Origin of the sequence: Pigmentiphaga sp. CHJ604 (genome assembly GCF_036972535.1) — a bacterium.
Classification (GTDB): Bacteria; Pseudomonadota; Gammaproteobacteria; order Burkholderiales; family Burkholderiaceae_B; genus Pigmentiphaga; species Pigmentiphaga daeguensis.
On sequence record NZ_CP136998.1, the window covers coordinates 77,819 to 103,142 of the forward strand.

Here is a 25,324-nt window from a genome sequence, read left to right on the forward strand (position 1 = left end):
CTGACCGAATGGCCGTCTATTGGTCGAAGAAGGCGCTCGGCGCCACGCCGAACTGCCGCTTGAACATGGTCGAGAACGCGCTGGGGCTGGCATAGCCCAGCTCCAGCGACACATCCAGGATCTTCGCCCCTTCGGCCAGGCGCTCCAGCGCCTCCAGCAGCCGGGCCTGCTGGCGCCACTGGCCGAAGGTCATGCCGGTCTCGCGCACGAAAAGACGGTGCACGGTCTTGGCGTCCACGCCCAGCCGGGCCGCCCAGCCCTGGGCGGTGGTCTTGTCGTCGGGAGCGGCGACGATGGCTTCGCACACCGCCTGCAGGCGCGGGTCTGCGGGCCGGGGCAGGCGCAGCGGCAGCGTGGGCAGTTGCCGCAGTTCATCCAGCAGCAGCCGCATTACCCGGCCGTCGCGGGTATCTTCGTCGTAGGGGCCCTGGATGTCGATCGCCGCCAGGATCAGCTCGCGCAGCAGCGGCGAGATCGCCATGACCGAGCAGTGGGGCGGCAATTGCCGGGCGGCTTCCGCGTGGATGTAGGCGGTGCGCATCCGTACCGCGCCCACCATGCGCAACTCGTGGCGCACGGCGGGCGGCATCCACAGGGCCCGGGTGGGCGGCACCACCCACCGGCCCATCTCGGTATGCGCGACCACCACGCCGTACAGGGCGTAGACCAGTTGACCCGAAGGGTGCTGGTGCGGCCCGGTGCGGTAGTCCGGCGGGAAGTCCTTGGCCATGGCCGTGACCGGCCGCTCGCGGCGGTCGTAGTCGTGGTAGTCGGGAAAAAGGGAGCTTTTGTCCATTTCTAGAAGGCGTGTGCCTTATTTTCGCAAGACAGGCGCAATCTGGACAGGTACGCTTACGAAAATACGTAAAAACCCTGAGCCCATCGGGCATCTCCAGAGACTCCATGCAAAGCGTCAACCCTGCCCAAGTTCCGCCCGCCCAGGCTGAACGCACCGGTTTCAAGATACTGGGCGCGATCAGCTTCTCGCACTTCCTGAACGACATGCTGCAGTCGCTGATTCTGGCGGTGTATCCGCTGTTGAAAAGCGAGTTTTCGCTGTCGTTCACCCAGATCGGCCTGATCACGCTGCTCTACCAGTTGACCGCCTCGCTGCTGCAGCCGCTGGTCGGCCTGTACACCGACCGCAATCCCAAGCCCTATTCGCTGCCCATGGGCATGGCGTGCAGCATGGCCGGCATCGTGCTGCTGGCCTTCGCGCCCAACTACGCCATGCTGCTGGTGGCCGCGGCGCTGCTGGGCACCGGATCGTCCATCTTCCATCCCGAATCCTCGCGCGTCGCGCGCCTGGTGTCGGGCGGCCGCCACGGCCTGGCGCAGTCCATTTTCCAGGTGGGCGGCAACGCCGGCAGCGCCATGGGACCGCTGCTGGCCGCCTGGTTCATCATTCCGCGCGGCCAGGACAGCCTGGCGTGGTTCGCGCTGGCCGCGCTGCTGGCCATGGTCGTGCTTTATCAGGTGGGTGCCTGGTACAAGCGGCAGCACCTGTCCGGCCCGCGCAAGGCCCGGCCGGCGGCGCCCGCGCCCACGCTCAGCCGCGGGACCGTCACGGGCTCGATGGCCATCCTGCTCACGCTGCTGTTCTCCAAGTATTTCTACATGGCCAGCTTTACGAGCTACTACACCTTCTACCTGATGCACCGCTTCGACGTGTCGGTGCAGGCCGCGCAGATGCACCTGTTCGCCTTCCTAATCGCGGTGGCCCTGGGCACGATACTGGGCGGCCCCATCGGCGACCGCATCGGCCGCAAGAAGGTGATCTGGGGCTCCATCCTGGGCGTGGCGCCGTTTGCGCTCGTGCTGCCCTATGTGGGACTGGCATGGACCGGCGTCCTGAGCTTCGTCATCGGCCTGATCCTGGCGTCGGCCTTCTCCGCGATCCTGGTGTTCGCCCAGGAGCTGATGCCGGGCAAGGTAGGCACCGTCTCGGGCCTGTTCTTCGGCTTCGCCTTCGGCATGGGCGGCCTGGGTGCCGCGGTGCTGGGCAAGGTGGCCGACGTGACCAGCATCGAATACGTCTACCACCTGTGCTCGTTCCTGCCGCTGCTGGGTCTCTTGACCGCCTTCCTGCCGGATCTCGGCCGGCCGCGTGCCAAGCCGGTCCTGGCCAAGGCCTGACGGGGGCGTTCCGGGGGCCGCGGGCTCCCGGTGCACGACATGCCATCCCATAGTGCTACCCTGGTGGCGACACGCACGACACTCCTGCCAGGGTTACATGAAAAGTCTTCTGCTTGCCTTCGCCTGCGCGACCGCGCTGAATGGTTGCGGCGTGGTGGCCGCGCCTTGCCGCATCGCCTCCGCCGGTCTCAAGATCGTCCCCGTGGTGGGTGATATCGCCGCCGCGCCCACCGACGCCTGCGCCGCGGTGATCGACTGATGGACGCGCGCAAGGCACTCGTCCTGTTCTCCGGTGGCCAGGACTCCACCACCTGCCTGGCCTGGGCGCTCGACCGCTACGCCAGGGTCGAGACCGTGGGCTTCGACTACGGCCAGCGCCATCGCGTGGAACTCGATGCCCGCCGCAACGTGCTGCGCGAGATCCACGCCCGCTTCCCGTCCTGGTCGCCCCGGCTGGGCGAGGACCACGCCATCGACCTGTCGGTGCTGGGCGCCCTGAGCGACACCGCGCTCACGCGCGATACCGAGATCAGGCTGACCGATGCCGGACTGCCCAATACCTTCGTGCCAGGACGCAACCTGGTCTTCCTGACCATGGCCGCGGCGCTGGCCTATCGCCGCGGGCTGGAGGTCGTGGTCGGCGGCATGTGCGAAACCGATTTCTCCGGCTATCCCGATTGCCGCGACGATACCGTCAAGGCCTTGCAGGTCGCGGTGTCGCTGGGCATGGGGCAGCGTTTCACCTTCGAGACGCCGCTGATGTGGCTGGACAAGGCCCGGACCTGGCAATTGGCCCAGGACCTGGGCGGCGACGCGCTGGTCGGGGTCGTGGCCGAGCACAGCCATACCTGCTACCTGGGCGATCGCAGCAAGAGATTCGACTGGGGCTACGGATGCGGGACTTGCCCTGCCTGTGAACTGCGGGCGGCGGGGTATGGACGCTGGCGGCAGGAGTCGAGCGGCGTGTAGCGTCGCCTAGTCGCCGAACACTTCGGCCAGCGTCGCGGCATCCAGTACGCTGACGGACCAGGTTTCCAAGTCGGCGTCCGACGCGTCGCGCAGGCGCTGGATCGTGGCATCGGGCAGGGGGCCGAAGCGGCGGGCCAGGAGGCGTTCGAGCAGGGCGGATTCGCCTTGCCGGCGACCTTGGGCAAGGCCTTGGGCCAGGCCTTGTTCGAGACCTTGTTCGAGACCTTGTTCAAGTCCTCGCGCTCGGCCTTGCTCGAGGCCCCGTTCCAACCCAGTCCGAGTCGCGTAGGCCAGCGCCGCCGCATCGTCGGCGATTGCCTTCTCGCGGGCATACGCGCGCCAGCGCGCATCTTCGTCCATGGTCAGGACCTTCAGCCTGCCGACCGCTTCACGCACCGGTTCGTGGGTGATGTCCTTCATGCTGGCTTCCTCCCATCCGTGCTGGAAGCACGCGACCCAGGCCGACAGCGCCGCCGGCAGGCACCTCAGGCGCTCCGCCTTGGTTAGCTCGATTATATGCAGTTGGAGTTCCTTGCCCAGTCGTATCGCGGGCTGGCGCCGGTCGCGCAATTCGAAACGCCAGTCCGCCTGCCCCGGATCGTCGAACAGATCGTGCGCCAGGAAATGGATGGCAATCGCCGGCTTCAGCAGTTCATAGTCCTGGCCTCGCTGGATCTGCTCGGACAGCGTGCGGGCCAGGTAGTAGGCGCTGCGGGCCGGCCAGCGCTCGTAGCGCCGTACCTGCATCTCGATGTTGTAGAGCTGGCCGCTCGCGTCGCGCGCGTGAACAAGAGCTTGAAGACCAAGTCATTGCGCAGGTCGAGTAGAGGGGGCGGCGCCCGTCGGGAGGGATCTGCCGGAAGCGGCTGCCCCGGCTCCGACAGCGTGAAGGTTTCCGTGAAGGCGGGCCTGGGGGCGGAGGACGGGACGAAGCCGATGGTGGGTTGCATGAGAGTTCCTTGGAAGACCCCTCTACCCTAGCCCCCGTCCCGTGCTCCCGGACGATCGGTGGCCACCGATCGTCCATGAGGAATTGCGCGTATGCGCGAGTATTACTTCGGCAGGACCACGTTGCGCGGCTTGCCCGCGACGAACGCTTCCAGGTTGTCCACCAGTTGGTCGGCCAGCGTCTGCATGGCTTCCTGGCTGGCCCAGGCCACGTGCGGGGTCAGGATGAAATTGGGTTGCCTGACGTGCAGCAGCGGATTGGCGTCGGCGGGCGGTTCGCCGTCGGCCACGTCGAAGCCGGCGCCGGCGATGGTGCCGGCGCGCAGGGCCTCGGCCAGCGCCGCTTCGTCCACCAGCCCGCCGCGGGCGGTGTTGATGAGCAGCGCGGTGGGTTTCATGGATGCCAGTTCGGCGCGGCCGATCATGTTGCGCGTGGCGGCGCTGAGCGGCAGGTGCAGCGTGACGACGTCCGAGGTGCGCAGCAGCTCCGGCAGGGGCAGGTTCACGATGCCCGGCTCGTCCACCGGCGAGCGGCTGGCGACGCAGATCTCCATGCCGAAGGCGCGGCCCAGCGCGGCCACCGACCGGCCCAGCGCGCCGTAGCCGACGATGCCCAGCCGGCTGCCGGACAGGTCGCGTATGGGGTAGTCGAGGAAGCAGAACTGCTGCGACCGCTGCCACTTGCCGGCTTCGACGTCGGCGGCATAGGCGCGCAGGTTGCGGCGCAACGCCAGGATGAGCGCGAAGGTATGCTCGGGCAGCGAGGCGGTGGCGTAGTTGCGGATGTTCGACACGACGATGCCGCGTTCCTGGCAGGCGGCCAGGTCGATGATGTCCGTGCCCGTCGCCGCCACGGCGATCATCTTCAGCGCGGGCAACTGGTCCAGCTCGGCGCGGCGCAGCGGCACCTTGTTGGTGACGGCGATGGACGCATCCTTCAATCGCGCCACGACCTCATCGCGGGAAGTGATCTCGTGATCGACCCAGGCGTGGGAGAAGGCGGGCGGCCGGATGGTGGCCTGCAGGCTGGCCCGGTCCAGGAAGACGATCTTGTGCGTGAACGACGACATGAGAAGCCCTCTATGGATGGATCCCCCCTACGCGCTTCGCGCGTCCCCCAAGGGGCGGCACTGGCGGACCGGCGGAGCCGGATCCGCTGTGCCCCGGATGGGTATCCAGCAGGTGATGATCCGCTCGCCGCCAGAGCGGAAGGCAAATTGCCGTTCCGCTCCTGCGCCAGCGTGTGGGAAGACTACTTCAGCAGCGACTGGCGGTAGGCGTCGATGTCGCCGATGGGACGGCGCGCGACGCCCGAATCCATCGCGGCCAGTGCGACGGCGGACGCGACTTCGCTGATCAGGCGGGGATCGAACGGCGTGGGAATGAAGTAGTCGGGGCCGAATTCCAGCTTGTGGTTGGGATAGGCCTTGGCGACTTCGGGCGGGATGGGCTGCTGCGCGAGATTGGCGATGGCGTTCACGCAGGCGAGCTTCATCTCGTCGGTGATGCGCATGGCGTCCACGTCCAGCGCACCGCGGAACAGGAAGGGGAAGCAGAGGACGTTGTTGACCTGGTTCGGGTAGTCCGAACGACCCGTCGCGATCAGGCAGTCCGAGCGGACGGCGCGGGCCACTTCCGGACGGATCTCGGGTTCGGGATTGGCCAGCGCCAGGATCAGGGGGCGCAGCGCCATGGTCGAGACCATCTCCGGGGTCAGCAGTCCGGCGGCGGAGCATCCCAGGAAGACGTCGGCGTCCTTGACCGCATCGGCCAGCGTGCGCGCGGTGCTGGTGGTGGCATAGCGCGACTTGTTGAACTCCATGGACGCGTCGCGGCCTTCGTAGACCACGCCCTTGGAATCCACCAGCAGGATGTTTTCCTTCTTCAGCCCCTGGCGCACCAGCAGGTCCAGGCAGGCGATGGCCGCGGCGCCGGCGCCCGAGCAGACCAGCTTGACCTGGTCCAGCGACTTCTCGGCCAGCTTCAGGCCATTGACGATGCCGGCGGAGGCGACGATGGCCGTGCCGTGCTGGTCGTCGTGGAAGACCGGGATCGACATGCGCTCGGTCAGCCGGCGCTCGATGTAGAAGCACTCGGGCGCCTTGATGTCCTCGAGATTGATGCCGCCGAACGTGGGCTCCATCATCGCGATGGCGTCGACCAGCTTGTCGGGATCCGTCTCGGCCAGCTCGATGTCGAAGACGTTGATGCCTGCGAACTTCTGGAACAGGCAGGCCTTGCCTTCCATGACCGGCTTGGCGGCGTACGGCCCGATGTTGCCCAGGCCGAGCACGGCGGTGCCGTTCGAGATGACCGCCACCAGGTTCGAGCGCGACGTGTAGTAGCGCGTGGCCTGCTGGTCGTTGGCGATGGCTTCGCACGCGGCGGCGACACCCGGCGAATAGGCCAGCGACAGGTCGTGCTGGTTGTCGAGCGGCTTGGTGGGGACGACGGAGATCTTTCCGGCGATGGGGAACTGATGATAGGCGAGCGCCTTATCGGTAAGCGAAGAATCCATTGTTTTATATATAGAACAGTAGCGGCACGTGAACGAACATTGTATGCCCGGTTGAGCACGGCACGGCGCTCGGCGTGGCCCGGAGGGCCGCGCGGGGCGGCGCATTCGCGACCGCGCGGGCAAGGCGCGGCAAGGGTCGATGCGCATCGCAACGATCATGCGACGCAGCATCGCACCGTAGGGCCGTGGTATGGAGAAGAGGATTTGCGCGCGCCATGGCGCGCGCCGTTCGCGCACGCGCCGGAGGATGCTGCGTTACAACAACAAGCGGGCCGATACGCCGATACCGGGCCGCGTCTGGCGGCCCGGACGATAGTTGCGGGGAGGCAACTAGGATCGGGCCAGGCGCCTTACAGTGCGCGGAGCATGCGCGTCAGCCTCACCTTGTAGGCGGCGCGGATGTGTTCCCGCGTGATGCGCTCGGCAAGATCGGGATCGCGCTGTTCCAGCGCCGCCACCATTTCCTGGTGCTCGCGTGAACTGACGTCGGCACGCTCGGGTATGGCCAGCGTGGTGGGGCCCAGCAGCGCCATCGACTCCTGCAGCGAATTGAGCGTCTTCAGCAGATAGCGGTTGTGGGCGCAGCGGTACAGCGTCTCATGGAAGAAGCGATTGTTGATCGCGAGCTGTTCGTGCTGGCCGACCAGTTGTGCGTCGCGGTCGGCGATCTCCCTCAGGGCCGAGATCTCCACGTCGGAAGCATGGCGCGCGGCCAGCCGCGCGGCCGTGCCTTCCAGCACCTCGCGCATGACATACAGTTCGTTGACCATGCTCTGGTCGAGCTCGGTCACGATGAGCCCGCGTCCGGACTCGTTTGCCACCAGCCCCTCGCTTTCCAGGCGGCTCAGGGCCTCGCGTACGGGCGTGCGGCTCAGGCCCAGCAATTCGGCCAGCTCGATCTCGCGCAGGCGCGTGCCGGGAGCGAGTTCGCCGGTGCGGATGGCGGTGCGCACATACTGGTAGGCCTGCTCGCCGCGCGAGCACGAGGTCTGTCCCAGGTTCTTCGCGCTGGGCACGGCGGGCGCCGCTTTCTTTCTGGGCATGGACGGCGGAATGGCGGGTGGCAAAGCAAGGATCATAACCAAGTCCGTGCCTTGCTCCCGCGTGCCGCCCTGGTTCAAGGCGAGGCTGTCGCCGCCTTGGAAGGCTTGAGCAGCTTGCTCCAGCGCGTGATTTCCTCGCGCACGAAACGGCCGAATTCCTCCGGGGACGACACGCGTACCTCGCCGTCGATGACGTCGAATCGCTTGGCGACCTCCGGGTCCGCGAGACTGGTGCGCAGCGCGCCGTTGATCTTGTCGATGATGGGCTTAGGCGTGCCGGCCGGCGCGAACATGCCCCACCACACCACGGCCTCGAAATCCTTGACGCCCTGTTCGGCGATGGTCTTGACGTCGGGCGCCGACTGCAGGCGCCGCAGTCCGCTGGTTGCCAGCAGCTTGGCCCGCTTGCTGTCCAGGTGGGGCTTGATCTGCGACAGGCCGGTGAACGCCAGATCCACGTGGCCGCTGGCGACGTCGAGCATGGCCGGGCCGGCGCCGCGATACGGCACGTCCAGGATGTTGGCGTGGGTGGCGGCCTTGAAGAGTTCGGTGGCCATGTGCGAGGCGGATCCCTCGCCCGAGGTGGCGATGGTCAGCTTGCCCGGTTGCCTGGCAGCCAGTTCCAGCAACTGTGGGATGTCGTTGGCGGGCAGGTTGGCGCGCGCGGCCAGTCCCATCGCGTAGGTGATGACCAGGCCGATGGGCGCGAAATCGTCAGGCGTCCGGTAGGGCAGCTTGGGCAGCAGCGTGGGGTTGGTGGCGAAGCTGGGGCTGACGATCAGCAGCGTATAGCCATCGGGTTCGGCCTTGGCCACCGCCTCGGTGCCCGTCACGGTATTGCCGCCGCCGCGGTTGTCGATGATGACGGGCTGCTTGAGGGTGGCCGACAGCTTCTCGGCGAAGGCGCGGGCGATGAAATCGCCGCCGCCGCCCGCGGCGAACGGCACCACGATGCGAACGGGCTTTTCGGGATAGTGGTCGGCCGGCGCGGCGTGGCCGGGCAGGGCGAAAGCGGCCAGACAGACCGCTGCGCCAAATGCGTGCTTCATGTCTCCTCCTGAGGGGGGCCGGGGTTCGTGCCCGTGGCGCCGCCGCAGGCGGGGTCGGGCACTATCGGTATTCGCTTGAATACAATTGTGCACGCACGTATCCAGGAAGTAAACTGGCAAGGTCGAATCCTGTTCCGAGCCGCTCGACCATGCAAAGTCCGCTCGAAGTTCTGAACCGCTATCGCCCCCACGACGGAACCCTGCACGATGCCTTCCTGAGCCGGTGCGCCGAGCAAGCGTCCCGGCCTTTCCTGATCCAGGACGGCGAATGCTGGACCTGGGCCGAGTTCGGCCGGCGCTACGAACGCCTGGCGCGGGCGCTGGCCGCGCGGGGAATCGGGCCCGGCGCCCGCGTGGCGGTGGCCGGGCGCAACGACAAGGCGCACGTGCTGGCGCTGTTCGCGCTGGCCCGGCTGGGCGCCACCATGGTGCCGGTCAATCCCGATTTCGGTCCGCGCGAGATGGACTATGCGCTGCGGCACGCGGAGGTGCAGGGCATCCTGGCCGAAACGCGCCTGCTCGACCTGGTGCGGCCGATCGCCGCCGGTTTCCAGGTCCCCCCCTGGCTGATGACCATGGACGGCCCGCAGGACGATGCCGGGTCGCTGGCCGCCGCGCTGGCACAGCCGGTGGGGCAGGCGCCGCTACCCGTCCCGGCGGCCACCGATACCTGCGTCATCATCTACACGTCCGGCACCACGGGATTTCCCAAGGGCGTCATGCACAGCCAGTACAACCTCGTGACCGCTGGCGAGGCCAACGTCGCGCGCGTGCACCTGCAGCCCGACGACAGGCTGATGATCATCCTGCCGTTCTTCCACATGAATGCGTTGTTCTACTCGGTGGGCGGCGCGCTGGCTTGCGGCGCGGCGATGATCCTGGTGCCGCGCTTTTCCGCCTCGACGTTCTGGCAGGTGGCGGCCGACAACGGCGCCACGGTGGTCAACATCATCGAGGCCATCGGCACCATCCTCGCCTCCCGCGACCGGCGTGAATACCGGCCCGATCACCGCCTGCGCGCGGTATACGGCGTGCGCAGGAAGTCGGCACCCGCATTCCGCGACGAATTCGGAGTGCCGCACCTGTTCTCGGGCTTCGGCATGACCGAGATTCCCGGCGTTACCTGCAATCCCTACGACGGGCCCGACAAGCCGGGCAGCATGGGCGTGGTGGCCGCGCATCCGGATCCGGCCCGGCCCTGGGCGCGATGCCGCGTGGTCGACGATGCCGGCCGGGACGTGGGCGTGGACGAGGTCGGCGAGCTCTGGGTGGCCACGCCCATCGTCATGCAGGGGTACTTCCGCGATCCCGAACAGACCCGCCAGGCCTTCGAAGGCGAGTGGCTCAAGACCGGCGACCTGGTGCGGCGCGATGCCGACGGCTTCTTCTTCCACGTCTCGCGCAAGAAGGACATCATCCGCCGCCGCGGCGAAAACATCGCCGCCGCCGAACTCGAAATGGTCATCAACGAGCACCCCGCCGTGTTCGAGGCGGCGGCCCTGGCCGTGCCGTCCGAACTGGGCGAGGACGAGATCCTGGTGGTGGTGGCGCCGCGCCCGGGCGCCACGCTGGCCGAAGCCGAGGTGGCCGAGTGGTGCCGCGGCCGGTTGGCCGCCATCAAGGTGCCGCGCTACGTGGCGCTGCTGCCCGAGCTGCCGCACACGCCCACGCACAAGATCGCCAAGAACCTGCTGCGCGACGATCCCGCCGTCAGGGAACGGATCGTGGACCTGCAGGCCTGAACCCATCCCCCGCCGTCGCGGGCACAATGCGAATCTGACATCGAAGGAGACACGACCCATGGCCAAGCGCAAGCAACTCAGGACCGACATCTGCTGGAGCACCGAAGACAAGATCACCATCAAGGGGCTGGACCTGTGCCAGGACATCATGGGCAAGGTGTCGCTGGGCGACATGGCCTTCCTGGAAATGATGGACCGCCTGCCCAATGAGCGCGAGTCACGCGTGTTCAACGCGCTGGCGGTGATCCTGGTCGAGCACGGGATGACGCCCAGCGCCATCGTGACCCGCATGACGCTGGCGGGTGCGCCCGAAGCCATGCAGGCCGCGGTGGCGGCCGGACTCAGCGGCCTGGGCAGCGTGTTCGTGGGCAGCATGGAGAATGCCGCCCGCATGCTGCAGGAGGCGTTGCCGGATCCGGCCCGGCCCGGGGACATCGCCGCCCTGGCGGCCCGCATCGTCGACGAACACGCGGCGCGCGCCCGCACGGTGCCGGGCATCGGCCACCACATCCACAAGCCGGTCGACCCGCGTGCCCCGCGCCTGTTCGAGATCGCCCGTGACAACGGCTTCGACGGACCCTACGTGGCGCTGATGCAGGCGGTGGCCGAGGCGGCGCAGTCGCGCCTGGGCAAGAGCCTGCCGGTCAACGCCACCGGCGCCATCGCCGCGGTGGCCAGCGAACTAGGCATTCCCTGGCGCGTGGTCCGGGGCATAGGCGTCATGTCGCGGGCCATCGGGCTGGTGGCGCACGTGCTGGAAGAATTGCGCGAGCCGATGGCGCGCGAGATCAAGGCCATGGTCGAGGAGGAAGCCACCGCGCACCTGCGCTGATGTCTATCCGCCGCTTCCGGGTCCGCCTTGCGGGGCGGACTTTTTTTCGTCCGTAACCCGGCTGTCATCTGGGTCTTTTAACCTCGCGCTCGGTCAAGCTGACAAGCAGCTTAATACCGTCTTTCCACACCACGAGGTTTGAATGTCCTACCTGACAGATAAATTGCGCGCTCCGTCTCGCGAGGCGCAGGGAGAAGTCACCGTCCCCGGCCAGATGTTCGACGAGATCGTCGCCGCCAACCCCGCTCGCCGCACGCTGCTCAGGAACAGCTTCGGCCTGTCTATCCTGTCGGTCTTCGGTGCCACGACGCTGGCCGCCTGTGGCAGCGACGGCGATTCCGCGCCCGCGCCGGGCGGCGGCGGAGGTGGCGGTGGTGGTGGCACCGATCCGGTCGGCCCCGACTACTCGGTGAAGTTCGAACGGCTGGCCGACAAGATCACGGCCGACACCGTGACCGTGCCCAAGGACTACCAGGTGCAGATCCTGTACTCGGCCGGCGACAAGTGCGAGACGGGTTCCGCCGGGTACGCCGGTACGCCCCAGTCGTGGCCGGACACCGAGACGCAGGCCGGCGGCCAGCACGACGGCATGCACTTCTATCCGCTGGACGGCGTCGACCCCAACAAGGGCGGCCTGCTGGCCATCAACCATGAAAGCACCGACAACGCCACGCTGAACCTGGCCGTGGAAGGCACCAAGACGCGTCTGTCGAACGTCGGCGTCTCGGTCGTCGAGGTCGCGCGCGGCGATGACGGCACGTGGGCGGTCAAGGCCAACTCCCGCTACAACAAGCGCTATACCGGCAACACCGTCTACAACGTCGGCGGCCCGGCCGCCTCGGCCGTCAGCGGCACCCGCAAGGTGGTGGGCACGCTGAACAACTGCGCCAGCGGCCCGACGCCCTGGGGCACGTACCTGACCTGCGAAGAGACGACGGACAACTACCTGGATCCCACGCAGGACGAGAAGGGCTACGGCTGGGTGGTCGAGATCGATCCCTACACGCCGACCTCGACCGCGGTCAAGCGCACCGCCATGGGCCGCTTCGACCACGAGAACACCGCGTACATGACGGACGAGGCCAACCGCGTCGCGTTCTACATGGGCGACGACGGCACGCCGGGCTGCATCTACAAGTTCATTCCCAGCAAGGCCTACGACCCCAAGAACCGCGCGGCCAACCTGAACCTGCTGGACGAAGGCACGCTGTACGCCGCCCGCTTCAACGACGACGGCACCGGCAACTGGGTCGAGCTGACGCACGGCAAGAACAACCTCACCCTGAACGCCATCGACCCGGGCAACTACACGCAGACCGCGCCGGACCAGCCGCCCACGCCCGTCATCGTCAATTTCGCCAGCCAGGCCGACGTGCTGATCAATACCAAGGTCGCCGCGCGCGTGGCCGGCGCCACGCTGATGGACCGTCCCGAGTGGATCACGGTGGGCGTGGACAAGACCGTCTATTGCACGCTGACCAACAACGGCAGCCGCAAGCGCACCAGCGCCGCCAATCCGCGCATCAGCAACTCGCACGGCCACATCGTGCGCTGGAAGGAACGCGGCGATTCGCCGCTGGCCACGACGTTCGAATGGGAACTGCTGCTGCTGGCCGGCCAGGACCCGGCGGACGGCGCCGCGGCCAACGTGACCGGCAACATCAAGGGCGACGAGTTTTCCAGCCCCGACGGCATCCGCGTCGATCCGCAGGGCCGCCTGTGGGTGCAGACCGATTCGGGCACGGGCTCGAACATCACCGACATCTTCGGCAACAACTCGATGTACTACATCGATCAGGAAACGGGCGAGTCCAAGCGCTTCCTGGTAGGCCCCAAGGGCTGCGAGATCACGGGCATCGCCTATACGCCCGACCTTGCGACCTTCTTCATCAACATCCAGCACCCGAACGGCGTGTGGAACACCAAGCGCGCCGGCGGCGGCGACGCGCGGTCCGCCACGATCGTGGTCAGCCGGAAGGACGGCAAGCCCGTGGGCGCCTGAACGACCAAGGAGGGGGCGTTGCCGCGGTACGGGCGCACCCCCATTTACAGCCCGGATGGCCTGGCCATCCGGGTTTTTTTTGGCATTTTCCTGCGTCCCGCGCCGATACGTGGTCCAGGCGGGGGGCGTGGGGAATTTCGCCCCCCCCCCCCGGAGCCCCGGACGGGAGCAGGCGCTAGCCCTGCTTGTGCTTCTCGATCACCTTGCCGGCCAGGTGGAAGCCGGTGTTGGCCGCGGGTACGCCGGCATAGATGGCGGCCTGCACCAGGGTTTCCTCGATGACGGCGGGCTCGATGCCGGCGCGCAGTGCGGCGGCCACGTGCATCTCGAACTCTTCCCAGCGGCCCAGCGCCAGCATCATGGACAGCACGGCGATGCGCCGGGTGGTGTCCTCGAAGCGGCTGGAAGTCCAGACCTCGCCCCAGGCGTAGCGCGTGATGAAGGCCTGGAAGCGGCGGTTGAAGGGCGTGATCGCGGCGTTGCGGGCATCGACGTAGGCCGGGCTGAGCACCTGGCGACGGCGCGCCATGCCGTAATCGTAGCGGTCCTGCTCGGTCTCGACCGGCGGATCGGTCAGGAACTCGATCAGCGTGTCGCAGAACTGCAGCGGCACCTCGCTGGCCGCGATATGGGCGGCGGGCAGCATGCGGGCCGTGGCGCCCGGGATCCGGCCGGCGATGAATTCGCCCGCGGCCGGCGGCGTCGAGACATCGCGCTCGCCGGTGACGACCAGCGTGGGGACGGTGATGCGGTGCAGATCGTCGGCCACCTGCATGTCGCGGATGGCCGCGCAGCAGCCGGTGTAGCCGGTCGCCGACGTCTGCAGGAAGGTAGTGCGCACGCGCTGGTAGGGGATGCCGTTGCGTTCGACGTATTCCGGCGTGAAGAAGCGGCCCATGGCCATGTCGACGATGCTTTGCATGCCGTTGGCGCGCACGGTGTCGATGCGGGTCTGCCAGGCCTTGGGGTCCATCTGGCACGAGGTGTTGCACAACACCAGGCGGCGCAGGCGCCCCGGCTTGTTGATGCCGTACCACATGCCCACCATGCCGCCCAGCGAGACGCCGGCGTAGTCGAAGCTTTCGGCGCCGGCAGCCGTGGCGACGGCGTCCAGGTCGTTGCCCAGCTGCTCCAGCGTGTAGTCGCCGGCCGGCGCGTCCGAGGCGCCATGGCCGCGCGCATCGAAGCGGATCACGCGGAAATGGCGCATCAGGCGCGGCAGCACGTCGTCCCAGACCGCGAAGTCGGTGCCGATGGAATTGCCCAGCACCAGCGGCGGCAGGTTTTCGTCGCCGTCGCTGCGCCAGTAGATGCGGGCGTCGCCGCTGACAACGTGGGGCATGTTCTAGTCCTCCTGGATAAGGGTCTTCTGTTCCTGCCATTGGTACAGCACGGCGCTGCACATGGGCTGGCACGCGGCGATCTGCGGCTGCGGGCCGGCCAGGGTATCGATGTCCTGCGCGCCGAGCACGGCGGTGACTTCGGGAATCTGCTTGAGCAGTTCGGCCACCGGCGTGCGCTGCGAAATGGCCTGTTCGCACACCTGGCCGATGATGCGCTGCGCCTGCGCCGGGCCCAGCAGAGCCGACAACCGCAGCGAAATGCCTTCCGAATAGACGACGCCGTACAGGCGGTCGATGTTGGCCTGCATGGCCTGCGCATCGACGCGCACGCCCTCGGCGATGTCGACCGCCGCGGCGATGCTGCTGGCGGCAAGGCTGAACAGGTCGGCCAGCACCGGCAGCGAATTGGGCCAGGTGCCCAGGCCGCGTTCGTGCTCGGAAGCGAGCTCTCCGGCCAGGATGGACGCGAGCGCCGGGGCGCGATACGCGGCATCCATCAGGTACATGCTGGAGACGGGGTTGCGCTTGTGCGGCATGGCCGACGAGCCGCCGCGTCCTTCGCCGGTGGGTTCGAAGGCCTCGGCCACTTCGGCCTGCATGAGCAGGGAGATGTCGCGGCCGATCTTGCCCAGTGCGCCGCACAGGATGGCCAGCTCGCTGCCCAGCCGCGCCAGCCGGTCGCGTCCGCCCTGCCACGAGATGGCGGGCACGCGCAGGCCCAGCCGGTCGGCCAGCGCCCGCGCGACGCGCTGGCCTTCGCCGTAGTGGGTGGCCAGCGTGCCGTTGGCGCCGCCGAACTGCAGCGTGCAGGCTTCGTCGCCCGCGCGTTTCAGGGCCACGCTGCTGCGCCCCGCGGCGTCGAGCCAGCCTGCGACCTTCCAGCCGAAGGTGACGGGCGCGGCGGGCTGGATCAGCGTGCGGCCCAGCAGCGGCGTGCGCCGATGGGCCTCGACCTGCCCGGCCAGCGCATCGCCCAGCCGGACCAGCTCGGTCCGCAGCAGGTCCAGCGACTGCCGGGCCAGCGTGACCATCGCGGTGTCGGCCAGGTCCTGGCTGGTCGAGCCGTAGTGCACGTACGCGGCGGCGCCTTCGTTGCGCCCGCCTACCGCGGCCTTGAGCATCTTGACCAGCGGGATGGCCAGGGTGCCAGCCACGCGGGCATCGGCCGCCAGCTTGCCGGCGTCGAGCGAAAAGGACGAGCAGGTATCGATGATGGCCGCGGCTGCGTCGGCCGGGATGACGCCGCAGTCGCGCTGCGCGGCGGCCAGTTCGGATTCGAAGCGGATCATGGCGGCGATCACCGCCTGGTCGGTCCAGATGGCCCGGATGGCCGGGGTCGAGAAGAAGGCGTTGAGAGCGTCCATGGGGAAGGCCGTATCGGAGGGGCCGCGGCGGCGGCCGGACTGGGCATGACGATAGCATGGCGGGCCACGGGTTTTCCCCCGGCCATGCGCTCCCTTGACGAATGCACACGTGTGCATTTATGCTGGCCGCCGGTATGAAAAAGAAGCGGCCGGCGTCGCCGGGCGACAAGGGCCATCCACAGGAAACAGGCACCATGATCATCAAGGAGCTGCGGGAACTCACGGTCCCGCTGCGCGGCAACATCTCCAACGCCCTGGTCAATTTCTCGGAGCACACCGTCTCGCTGGTGGCGGTCGTCACCGACGTGGTGCGCAACGGCAAGCCGGTCACCGGCATCGCCTTCGACTCCATCGGCCGCTACGCCCAGGGCGGACTGCTGCGCGAGCGCTTCTTCCCGCGCCTGCTGGCCGCCCGCCCGGAATCCCTGCTGGACGCATCGGGCCGCCGCTTCGATCCCGCCAAGGTGCACGCCTGCGCGATGCGCAACGAAAAACCCGGCGGCCACGGCGACCGGGCCGCCGCGGTGGGCGCGCTGGAGCTGGCGTTCTGGGACCTGAACGCCAAGCTGGACGACGAACCGGCGTTCCAGACCATAAGCCGCGCCCATGGGGTCTCGCGCCTGCGCGACGATGTGGACGTCTATGCCGCGGGGGGCTACTACTATCCCGGCGATCCGTGCGCCATCCTGCGCGACGAATTGCTGCGCTACCGTGACATGGGCTTCTCGGCCTTCAAGATGAAGATAGGCGGCGCGGACCTGGCCACCGACGTCGCGCGGGTCGAGGCGGCGCTGGAGGTGGCCGGCGACGGGTCCAGGCTGGCGGTCGATGCCAACGGCCGCTTCTCGGTGGACGAGGCGGCGGCCTATGGGAAGGCCATGGCGCAGTACGGGCTGCGCTGGTTCGAGGAAGCCTGCGATCCGCTGGATTTCGATGCCAACCTTCGTTTCATCGAAGGCTATCCGGGTGCGGTGGCCACGGGCGAGAACCTGTTCTCGGCCGCCGACGTGCGCAACCTGCTGCGCTTCGGCGGCATGCGGGCGGACCGTGACATCTTCCAGATGGACGCGGGGTTGAGCTACGGCCTGACGGAATATGGCCGCATCCTGGCCGAGATGGACGCGCATGGCTACCGGCGGGCGCAGCTCTATCCCCATGGCGGCCACCTGATCAACCTGCATATCGCCGTGGGACTGCAACTGGGCGGCTGCGAGGCCTATCCCGGCGTGTTCCAGCCCTTCGGCGGCTACTGCGACGATTGCGTGGCGGGCGACGGCCGCATCGCGCCGTCGAGCGCGCCCGGCTTCGGGCTGGAGCGCAAGCCGGAGCTGCGCGAGGCGATCGGACAACTGCTGGCGTGAAGGAGACGCGCATGAAGATCCTGGTGATGGGCTGCGGGGCCATGGGCTCCATCTATGCCGGCCTGCTGGCGGCGGGCGGCAACGAAGTGGTGGCGGTGGACACCTGGCGCGAGCACGTTGCAGCCATGCGCGACCGTGGCTTGCGGGTGGAAGGCGCGAGCGGCGACCGGGTGGTGAAGGTACGCGCGCTGGAACAGGTGCCGGACGAAGCCATGGACCTGGTCGTGGTGGCGGTCAAGGCCGCGCACGTGGCCGAGGCGGCAGGCCGGCTGGTTCCGGCCGTGGGGCCGGACACCCGCGTACTGACCATCCAGAACGGCATGGGCAGCGCGGACATGGTGGCGCGGGCGGTGGGCGCGGAGCGGGTGGCGGTCGGTATCGCCGGCGGCTTCGGCGCGCAGATGCGCGGTCCCGGCCACACTTTCCACAACGGGATGGAGATCATCCGCATGGGCGCCTACTCGACGCTGGCGCGCGAGCAGGTGGACGCCATCGCGGCCCTGTGGCGGGCGGCCGGCTTCAAGGCCGAGGCCGTGGACAACATCGCCGCCATGCAGTGGGAGAAGCTGATCTGCAACGTGGCCTATAGCGCGCCGTGCGCGCTGACCGGCATGACGGTGGGCGAGGTCATGGACGATGCCGACATGGGGCCGGTCAGCCGGGCCGCGGCGGTCGAGGCCTGGGAAGTCGCGCGGGCGCGCGGCGTTGCGTTGGCGGTGCAGGATCCGGTGGCCCATGTGCGCGCGTTCGGTGCCAAGATCCCCAATGCCAAGCCGTCGCTGCTGCAGGATCTCGAGAATGGCAGGCCCAGCGAGATCGATGTCATCAACGGCGCCGTGCCCCGGGAAGCGGCGCTGGCGGGCATGCAGGCCCCGGTCAACGCGACGTTGACGGCGCTGGTCCGCCAGCGCGAGCGCCGGGCGGCGCGCTGATGGCATCCGGGAGCCGCCCATGGGCATGACCGCCACCGAGAAGATCTTCGCCCGCCACGCCGGGCGCGACCGGGTGCGCCCCGGCGAGATCGTCACGGCCCGGATCGACCGCGCGCTGTTGAACGACGTCAGCGGGCCGATCGCCTTCGAGCGGCTGGCGCAGATGGGCGTGGCGCGGCTGCGCGAACCGGACCTGGCGGTGCTGGTGGGCGATCATTTCGCGCCGCCCAAGGACGTGGCCTCGGCGCGCGCGCTGCGGTCGCTCCAGCGTTTCGCCGACGAGCACGGCGTGCGGCACCACTACGACATCGGCACGGGCGGGATCGAGCACACCCTGCTTCCCGAGCTGGGGCTGGTGCGGCCCGGCGACCTGATCGTCGGCGGCGATTCCCATACCTGCACCTATGGCGCCTTCGGGGCGATCGGCATAGGCATGGGTTCCACCGACATCGCGGCGGCGCTGGCGATGGGCGAGCTGTGGTTCACCGTTCCGGCCACGTTGCGCATCGAGTTCCGCGGCGAGCGGCAGCCCTATGTGACCGGCAAGGACCTGATCCTGCACCTGCTCCAGCGCCTGGGCGTGGACGGGGCGGCTTACCAAAGCATGGAGTTCGGCGGCCCCGGCATGGGCGGAGTGACCATGGACGAGCGCATGGCCTTGTGCAACATGGCGGTGGAAGCCGGCGCCAAGACCTGCATCGTGCCGCCCGACGACACGACGCGGGCATGGGCACGGCGCGCAACCGGCGGCGCAGGCATGATCGAGCACGGGGACGCGGACGCCGACTATGCCGGCCGCCTGCAGGTGGCGCTGGAGACGCTGCCGGTCCTGTGCGCCAAGCCCTACTCGCCAGGCAACGTGGCGCCCGTGGCCGAGGTGCGCGGCGTGCGGGTGGACCAGGCCTACATCGGCAACTGCGCCAACGGTACCCTGACCGACCTGCGCCAGGCCGCGGCCATCCTGCGCGGACGCAAGGTGGCGCGCGGCGTGCGCTGCGTGGTCGTGCCGGCCACGCGGGACATCTATCGGCAGGCATTGGCCGAGGGGTTGATCGATATCTTCGCCGAGGCCGGCGCGCTGGTGTCGCCCTCGACCTGCGGCGCCTGCGCCGGGCTGAGCACGGGCGTGCTGGCCGAAGGCCAGGTCTGCGTGGCGACCACCAACCGCAACTACCGCGGCCGCATGGGGGATCCGGGTTCCCAGGTCTACCTGGCCAACGCCCACGTCGCGGCGGCCAGCGCCGTGGCGGGCGAACTCATCCATCCGGAGGCGTTGTGACGCAAGCCAGCGCAACGGTGCGCCGTTTCGGCGACGACATCGACACCGACGTGATCATTCCCGCCATCTACCTGACCTCGCATCGTCCGGAAGTGCTGGCCCGCCATTGCATGGAACCGCTGGACCCCGGATTCGCCGCACGGGTCCGGCCCGGCGACGTGCTGGTCGCGGGCCGCAACTTCGGCTGTGGTTCCTCGCGCGAGCATGCGGTGCTGGCGCTGCAGGCGGCAGGCATCTCGTGCATCGTGGCCGAGAGCTTCGCCCGCATCTTTTTTCGCAACGCGCTCAACAACGGGCTGCCGCTGGTGGCCTGCCCGGACGCGGTCCGCGATGCCCGCGAAGGCGACGCGATCCGGGTGGACCTGGACGGCGGACAGGTCTGGCTGGGGGCGCGCGCCTACCCGTTTCCCGTCCATCCGCCCTTCCTGGCCGACATGATCCGGCAGGGCGGGCTGGTGGAATACGTCAGGCGGCGACTGGCCGAGACCGGTCCGGACTGACTCACCATCAAGGCGCACAGACGCCAGAGGAGACCTGCATATGGACCCCGATACCCGACGATGCGGCCGCGGGCGGCGCCTCGCGCTTGCCGCCAGCCTGCTTTCCGCCCTGCTGCTGGCAAATCCCGGACCGGCGTCCGCCCAGCCCGCCGCCCGCTATCCCGACAAGCCCATCCGCCTGATCGTGCCGTTCGCGGTGGGCGGCACCAGCGACGTGTTCGCGCGGCTGGTGGGCCAGAAACTCTCCACCGCCTTCGGCCAGCAGGTCGTGGTCGAGAACCGGCCCGGCGCCAACGGCAACATCGGCACGGACATCGTCGCCAAGGCCGAGCCGGACGGCTACACGCTGCTGTTCGCCGCCGATGGCACCATGGTGATCAATCCCAGCCTGTACGAGAAGCTGCCGTTCAACGTCGAGCGCGACCTCGCGCCAGTGTCGCGGGTGGTGCTGGTACCGCTGATCATCGTCGCCAATCCGCAGCTGAAGGCCTCCACGCTGCCCGAGCTCGTGGCCCTGGGCAAGCGCGCCGACGCCGACCTGGATTTCTCGTCCGCGGGATTGGGCAGCACCGGCCACCTGGCGGGCGAACTGCTGAAGTCGCGCACGGGCATACGCATGTCGCACGTGGCCTACAAGGGCGGCGGGCAGGCGGTCACGGACGTGGTGGGCGGACAGGTGCCGCTGCTGGTGACGGCGCTGGCCACCGCGGACCCCTTCATCAAGAGCGGCAAGCTCAGGGCCATCGCGATGACCTCGGGCAAGCGCGCGGCCGGGGCGCCCGACATTCCCACCGTGGCCGAGGGCGGCGTGCCCGGCTTCGATGTCTCGTCGTGGTACGGCATCCTGGCGCCCGCCCGCACGCCCGCGCCCGTCATCGATAAGCTGCATGCCGAACTGGCGCGCATTCTGCAGGCCGACGACGTGCGGCGCCGTTTCCGGGAACTGGGCGGCGAACCCATCGGCGACACGCCGCAGGCCTTCGCCGGCGTGATCAAGGAGGATCTCGCCAAGTGGGCGCGCATCGTCAAGGACGCCGGCATCAGCGTGCAATAGCCGCGCGCCTGGGGTGGCCGCCTGCCCGCGCACGGACAGGCGGACGGGTACACTCTGGGCACCGGATGCCCACAGGAAGCCCATGGCCAGTTCCAAGCCCGCCCACGGTCCCGTCACCATCAAGGACATCGCCGCCGCGCTGGGCATTTCGCACACCACCGTCTCGCGCGCGCTGAACGATCATCCCAAGCTCAGCGACGACACCAAGGCGCGGGTGCGGCAGGTGGCGCGGGAACTGGGCTACGTGCTGAACGCCTCGGGGCGCATCCTGCGCGGCGGCGCCAGTCCGCTGGTGGGGCTGGTCATCCCCGACATCCAGAACGATTTCTACAGCGCGATCGCCAAGCGCCTGGCGGAGCGCTGCCGGGACGCGGGCTTCCAGATGGTGCTGGCGATCACCGAGGACGATCCCGACGCCGAGTGCGGCGAAGTCCAGGCGCTGATCCAGGCCCGCGCCGCCGGGATCGTCATCACGCCTTCGCCGGCGCCCCTGCCCCGCACGGTCGAACTGCTGGCCGGCACGCCCGCGGTGCAACTGATACGCAGCGTCGCGGCGCTGGCCACCGACGTGGTGGCGATGGACGATGCCGCGGCGGCGCATGACGCGGCGGCCCACCTGCTGGCGCTGGGCCACCGGCGCATCGGCTACGTGGGCGGATACGCGCGCATCAAGCCGGGGCGCGACCGCCTGCGCGGCTTCGTGAAGGCGCATGCCGAGGCGGGGCTGGAAGCGGACCCCGATCTGGTCGTGCAGGTGCCACCGCGCCAGGAGTACGGTGCCGAGGCCATGCGCCGGCTGTTGGCCGCGCGAGAGCGGCCCACCGCGGTGGTCATTGGCAGTTCCGAGCTGACCATCGTCGCGCTGGCGGTCATCCGCGAGCATGGCCTGTCCATTCCGTCGGACATCTCGGTCGTGGGCTATGGCGATCCCAAGTGGTACGAACTGACGACCCCGCCGCTGGCGGCCATCCGGCTGCCCATCGATGCGTTGGCGGCGTCCACGGCCGAGCTGGTCTTCACGCGCATCGGCGCGCAGGCAAAGCCAGGCGGTCCCGCGCCCGCGCTGCGCAAGATCCGCATCCGGCCCGAACTGATCGCGAGAGGTTCCGCCATTCCTCGCCGCTGAGCGCGCCGAAGGGCACGGCCCTGGCCACTATCCGCCCGGCCGAGACCGGCCCGCGCCGGCGTGCCACACCGGCGCGGGGACAGCTTCAGAACTTGTGCCGTATCCCGGCGATGACGGACATCTGCGTCTTCGAGTCCGACGGCAGGTTGCTGAAGATCTGCGCGTAGCGGGCGTCGCCGGCGGCCTTCTGGTAGATGCCCACCAGGAAGACGTCGGTGCGCTTGGACAGGAAGTAGTCCACGCCCAGGTTCAGCTGGTGTCACTTGGGTTTGTTGCCGTTGCTGCTGTACTTGCCGTCGGTGAAGATATAGCCGGCGCCCACCAGGGTGCTGGGATTGATAAAGTAGGTGATCGTGCCCTCGTAGTTGGACAGCTTCAGGTCGCTGTTGTCGAAGTAGTCGAACTTGCTGTGGGTGTACAGGGCCGAGACCTTCAGCGCCGGCGTGATGGAGTAGGATCCGCCCGCGCCGTACATGGACTGGCGGTTCACGCCCGCGCCGCCGGGGCTGGTGACGAAGGGCGAGGTGATGCCCCAGTCGCCGTAGATCGCGCCGTTGGGGTTGGTGGCGCTGTTGGGCCGGCGCATGTCGTGATAGGCCACGCCCACCGACCAGGGGCCCTGGGTGTAGCCCAGCCCGGCGCTGATGCTGCGGTTGTCGGTGGAGTCGCCCGGCTTCTCGGCGGCGCCGTAGACGCCGATGAACTGCAGGCCGCCGAATTTGTTCATGTACTGCACGGAGTTGCTGATGCGGGCCACCGGGAACAGGTTGTCGTTGTCGCCGATGTGGGTGCCGATCGACGCGAACTGGATGGCCGATTCGTAGCCCACCAGGGTCTGCGACATGGCGTCCATCTGCCGGCCGATGGTGACCTGGCCCCAGGTGTCGTTGGCCAGGCCGACGATCGCGGTGCGGCCGAACAGGCGGCCCTGGGTCCAGGTGCCGGTGTCGGGCGAGAAGCCGCTTTCCAGGTTGAACAGCGCGCGCGTGCCGCCGCCCAGGTCCTCGGTGCCGCGCAGCCCCCAGCGCGAGACCTGCATGACGTTGGCCTTGAGTTCGGTCAGGCTCTTGCCGCCGATGTTATTGGTGTAGGACAGGCCCTCGGAAATGATGCCGTACAGCGTGACGCTGGTCTGGGCCTGGGCGGTGCCGGCCAGGGCCGCTGCCAGCAGTCCGCAGCCTGCCGCGGCGGAGGCCGCGATGCGTGTCTTCATGGTGTCTCCCCTCTTGTTGGTGATGGCCTGGCGATGGGCAAAGCAGGGTCCTCCAGGCGCGCGGGGGCGTCCGGATGCGAAACCCGTCGTCAGGTGTGGTGGCGCGCCGGACGGTCAGGACAGGCCCGTGCCCCGGGCCTGCGACCGGCGGAGGGCGCGCCGGTCAGTCAAGCAGTCCGCGCTGCCTAAGCCAGTCCATGCATAGGTCCCCCGCCTGTTGCAGATGTTCGGGTTGGCCGACGAAATAGTGGTTGGCACCCCGGATCACGGCCATGCTCTTGTCGGCGCTTGCCGCCGCGTCGAAGATGCGGCGGGTGTGAGGCTGCGGCACGGCGTCGTCGGCCGAATGCTCGATCGCCAGCAGCGGCACGTGGATGCCGGCGGCGCATTTCTCGCCGTGCGCGTTGGTGTCGTCCGGCGACCATTGCGACAGCCACGAGCGCAGCGTGGAAAATCGCGCCAGCCCGATGGGGCCGTTGTTGGCGGTCTCGGGCACGCCCATGAAGCAGGTGCCGATGGGGCGGTCGTTGGGGTCGATGGCGCCATCCAGGAATCGGGGTTCGGCCATCGTCCTGTGGGTGACGAAACCGCGCTCCATTTCCTTGCCGCCGCGCTTCTTCAAGGTCTCCAGCGTTTCCTTCACCCATGCCGTGCGGCGGCGGATGCGGGCCAGCTGCGCGGCGCGGAAGCGCGCGAGGAATTCGGCCGAATAGGGCGGCTTGCGATCGGGGTGGTAGAGGTCGAGCTCCGGGTCCCGGCGATCGGGATCGTTCTCGTCGACGACGCTGGGGTCGATCCAGTCGGCGAAGGTGACGGCGCGCGAGACGTGCGCCGCCTGGAAGATCATCGCGTCGGCCGGTATCAATCCGGCGGTGGTGATGGCGCAGGGATCGCCCGCCGGCGTGTGGGTGATGGTGGGCCGTTCGGCCTGCGACTGGTAGAACAGCGACAGCGAGCCGCCGCCCGACCAGCCCATCAGCACGATCTTCTCGTAGCCCCATGTTTCGCGGGCATGGCGGATGTAGGCGCCCAGGTCCACCGCCACGTTCTCCATGATGAGGGCGCTGTCGTTGCGCGCATACCGGCTGCCGGCGCACAGCACGTGCAGGCCGCGGGCGGCCAGGGCGCGCGGCATGGGCAGCAGCTGCAGCGTGGTGGCCGGATGCATGAAGACCAGCAGGGTCCGCGATTTCACGCCCTTGGGGACGTAGCGGACGCCTTCGAGGTGGATGGTGCCGAGCGAGCCTGCGAAACCGTATACCGACTTGAAGGCGGCCTGTTCGGGGAATTCGACGTGCACCCATTCGGCCTGGGTGTCGTGGAGGGGGCTGTCCTTGCTCATGCTGTGCGAGATCTCCCTGTGGTCAGCGCGCGGCGGCCAGGCGAGCGGCCTTCTCGCGGGTCCAGGCATCGCACTGGGCGCGCGCCGTGGCCCGGTAGCCGGCCATTTCCTCGTCGCTGGCCACGGTGGTGGTCAGCTCCAGCCGCACGCCGTTGGGATCGAAGAAGTAGATGGATTGCACGAAGCCCTCGTGATCGACGGGACCCAGGACTTCCACGCCGGCGGCCAGCAGGCGGGCACGCGCTTCTTCCACCGCCTGTACCGAGTCCACGCGCAGCGCCAGGTGGTTGGCCCAGCGCGGCGTGTTGGGCGAGGGGTCGGCCGCCTGGTTGTCGCCCAAGTCGAAGAAGGCGACGTTGCTGCCGTCGGTCATCTCGAAGAACAGATGGACGTAGGGGCAGTGTTCGCCGGTGCTGGGGATGGTCTCGGCTCGGACCAGGTGCGTGAGCGGCAGGCCCAGGATGTCCTCGTAGAAACGGCGGGTTTCCTCGGCGTCGCGGCATCGGTAGGCGAAGTGGTGCAGGCCGCGGATGGGTACGAAAGATGTCATGGTGTTGCTCCGGATGAAACG

Annotated in this window: 23 protein-coding genes and 2 pseudogenes; 12 read left to right on the top strand and 13 right to left on the bottom strand. The window is 68.5% G+C overall.

Annotated features, from left to right (window positions below):
• Positions 1–16: 16 nt before the first annotated feature.
• Positions 17–796: a helix-turn-helix transcriptional regulator gene (locus R4823_RS00395; protein ID WP_132979676.1), complete on the bottom strand. Its 780-nt coding sequence runs from the start codon at positions 794–796 to the stop codon at positions 17–19.
• 107 nt (positions 797–903) lie between these two features.
• Between R4823_RS00395 and R4823_RS00400 the strand changes: the two genes are divergently transcribed.
• The 3 genes from R4823_RS00400 to queC all read left to right on the top strand — a co-directional run bounded on the left by R4823_RS00400 (position 904) and on the right by queC (position 3,105).
• Positions 904–2,136, top strand: a complete 1,233-nt coding sequence (locus R4823_RS00400) for an MFS transporter (RefSeq protein WP_087838966.1) — start codon at positions 904–906, stop codon at positions 2,134–2,136.
• A gap of 97 nt (positions 2,137–2,233) precedes the next feature.
• Positions 2,234–2,395 carry a DUF6726 family protein gene (locus R4823_RS00405; protein ID WP_165963132.1) on the top strand — a complete coding sequence of 54 codons (162 nt, stop codon included), beginning with the start codon at positions 2,234–2,236 and terminating at the stop codon, positions 2,393–2,395.
• A complete protein-coding gene (gene queC / locus R4823_RS00410; protein WP_132979677.1) occupies positions 2,395–3,105 on the top strand; it encodes a 7-cyano-7-deazaguanine synthase QueC in 711 nt (236 codons plus the stop codon). The genes R4823_RS00405 and queC overlap by 1 nt, the downstream gene beginning before the upstream one ends.
• 6 nt (positions 3,106–3,111) lie before the next feature.
• Here queC and R4823_RS00415 read toward each other — a convergent pair whose 3' ends face one another.
• From R4823_RS00415 to R4823_RS00440, 6 genes and pseudogenes are all read right to left on the bottom strand, one after another.
• Complete coding sequence (locus R4823_RS00415; protein ID WP_256369627.1) at positions 3,112–3,303, bottom strand: DUF4351 domain-containing protein; 192 nt, start codon at positions 3,301–3,303, stop codon at positions 3,112–3,114.
• 21 nt (positions 3,304–3,324) lie between these two features.
• Positions 3,325–3,885: pseudogene (locus R4823_RS00420) on the bottom strand (Rpn family recombination-promoting nuclease/putative transposase); the annotation flags it as partial.
• A 272-nt stretch (positions 3,886–4,157) separates the two neighbouring features.
• Positions 4,158–5,123 (bottom strand): D-2-hydroxyacid dehydrogenase, encoded by a 966-nt coding sequence (locus tag R4823_RS00425; protein WP_087838963.1) that lies wholly within the window; start codon positions 5,121–5,123, stop codon positions 4,158–4,160.
• A 191-nt stretch (positions 5,124–5,314) separates the two neighbouring features.
• Positions 5,315–6,571 (bottom strand): annotated as a pseudogene (locus R4823_RS00430) (malic enzyme-like NAD(P)-binding protein); the annotation flags it as partial.
• Positions 6,572–6,921: 350 nt separating this feature from the next.
• On the bottom strand, positions 6,922–7,650 hold the full coding sequence (locus tag R4823_RS00435) for a GntR family transcriptional regulator (protein ID WP_243724499.1): 729 nt from the start codon (positions 7,648–7,650) through the stop codon (positions 6,922–6,924).
• A gap of 38 nt (positions 7,651–7,688) precedes the next feature.
• Positions 7,689–8,663: a tripartite tricarboxylate transporter substrate binding protein gene (locus R4823_RS00440; protein WP_087838960.1), complete on the bottom strand. Its 975-nt coding sequence runs from the start codon at positions 8,661–8,663 to the stop codon at positions 7,689–7,691.
• A gap of 149 nt (positions 8,664–8,812) precedes the next feature.
• Between R4823_RS00440 and R4823_RS00445 the strand changes: the two genes are divergently transcribed.
• The 3 genes from R4823_RS00445 to R4823_RS00455 all read left to right on the top strand — a co-directional run bounded on the left by R4823_RS00445 (position 8,813) and on the right by R4823_RS00455 (position 13,239).
• Complete coding sequence (locus tag R4823_RS00445; RefSeq protein WP_338617032.1) at positions 8,813–10,405, top strand: AMP-binding protein; 1,593 nt, start codon at positions 8,813–8,815, stop codon at positions 10,403–10,405.
• Between the two features lie 58 nt (positions 10,406–10,463).
• Positions 10,464–11,237, top strand: a complete 774-nt coding sequence (locus R4823_RS00450; protein WP_087838958.1) for a citryl-CoA lyase — start codon at positions 10,464–10,466, stop codon at positions 11,235–11,237.
• A 142-nt stretch (positions 11,238–11,379) separates the two neighbouring features.
• Positions 11,380–13,239 (top strand): PhoX family phosphatase, encoded by a 1,860-nt coding sequence (locus R4823_RS00455; protein ID WP_338617033.1) that lies wholly within the window; start codon positions 11,380–11,382, stop codon positions 13,237–13,239.
• 175 nt (positions 13,240–13,414) lie between these two features.
• Here the strand turns inward: R4823_RS00455 and pcaD are convergent, their stop codons facing one another.
• Complete coding sequence (gene pcaD, locus R4823_RS00460; protein WP_087838956.1) at positions 13,415–14,581, bottom strand: 3-oxoadipate enol-lactonase; 1,167 nt, start codon at positions 14,579–14,581, stop codon at positions 13,415–13,417.
• Positions 14,582–14,584: 3 nt separating this feature from the next.
• Entirely contained in the window at positions 14,585–15,946 is a 1,362-nt protein-coding gene (pcaB, locus tag R4823_RS00465) for a 3-carboxy-cis,cis-muconate cycloisomerase (RefSeq protein ID WP_165963133.1), read from the bottom strand.
• Positions 15,947–16,140: 194 nt separating this feature from the next.
• Here pcaB and R4823_RS00470 point away from each other — a divergent pair, with 194 nt between their 5' ends.
• The 6 genes from R4823_RS00470 to R4823_RS00495 all read left to right on the top strand — a co-directional run bounded on the left by R4823_RS00470 (position 16,141) and on the right by R4823_RS00495 (position 22,198).
• The gene (locus tag R4823_RS00470; RefSeq protein ID WP_338617034.1) at positions 16,141–17,307 is read left to right on the top strand and encodes an enolase C-terminal domain-like protein; all 1,167 of its coding nucleotides are present in this window, start codon (positions 16,141–16,143) and stop codon (positions 17,305–17,307) included.
• An 11-nt stretch (positions 17,308–17,318) separates the two neighbouring features.
• On the top strand, positions 17,319–18,239 hold the full coding sequence (locus tag R4823_RS00475) for a 2-dehydropantoate 2-reductase (RefSeq protein ID WP_338617036.1): 921 nt from the start codon (positions 17,319–17,321) through the stop codon (positions 18,237–18,239).
• A gap of 19 nt (positions 18,240–18,258) precedes the next feature.
• Entirely contained in the window at positions 18,259–19,518 is a 1,260-nt protein-coding gene (locus tag R4823_RS00480) for a 3-isopropylmalate dehydratase large subunit (RefSeq protein ID WP_087838953.1), read from the top strand.
• Positions 19,515–20,018: a 3-isopropylmalate dehydratase small subunit gene (locus R4823_RS00485; protein WP_176400733.1), complete on the top strand. Its 504-nt coding sequence runs from the start codon at positions 19,515–19,517 to the stop codon at positions 20,016–20,018. Before R4823_RS00480 ends, R4823_RS00485 begins: the two co-directional genes overlap by 4 nt.
• 40 nt (positions 20,019–20,058) lie before the next feature.
• Positions 20,059–21,072: a tripartite tricarboxylate transporter substrate binding protein gene (locus tag R4823_RS00490; protein ID WP_087838952.1), complete on the top strand. Its 1,014-nt coding sequence runs from the start codon at positions 20,059–20,061 to the stop codon at positions 21,070–21,072.
• An 82-nt stretch (positions 21,073–21,154) separates the two neighbouring features.
• The gene (locus tag R4823_RS00495) at positions 21,155–22,198 is read left to right on the top strand and encodes a LacI family DNA-binding transcriptional regulator (RefSeq protein ID WP_087838951.1); all 1,044 of its coding nucleotides are present in this window, start codon (positions 21,155–21,157) and stop codon (positions 22,196–22,198) included.
• Between the two features lie 85 nt (positions 22,199–22,283).
• Here the strand turns inward: R4823_RS00495 and R4823_RS00500 are convergent, their stop codons facing one another.
• From R4823_RS00500 to R4823_RS00515, 4 genes are all read right to left on the bottom strand, one after another.
• Positions 22,284–22,439, bottom strand: coding sequence for a hypothetical protein (locus tag R4823_RS00500; protein ID WP_243724500.1), 156 nt, complete (start codon positions 22,437–22,439; stop codon positions 22,284–22,286).
• An 18-nt stretch (positions 22,440–22,457) separates the two neighbouring features.
• Positions 22,458–23,411: a porin gene (locus R4823_RS00505; RefSeq protein WP_338617040.1), complete on the bottom strand. Its 954-nt coding sequence runs from the start codon at positions 23,409–23,411 to the stop codon at positions 22,458–22,460.
• A gap of 163 nt (positions 23,412–23,574) precedes the next feature.
• On the bottom strand, positions 23,575–24,753 hold the full coding sequence (locus R4823_RS00510; RefSeq protein WP_279818815.1) for an alpha/beta hydrolase: 1,179 nt from the start codon (positions 24,751–24,753) through the stop codon (positions 23,575–23,577).
• A 22-nt stretch (positions 24,754–24,775) separates the two neighbouring features.
• On the bottom strand, positions 24,776–25,303 hold the full coding sequence (locus R4823_RS00515) for a VOC family protein (protein WP_279818812.1): 528 nt from the start codon (positions 25,301–25,303) through the stop codon (positions 24,776–24,778).
• Positions 25,304–25,324: the final 21 nt, after the last annotated feature.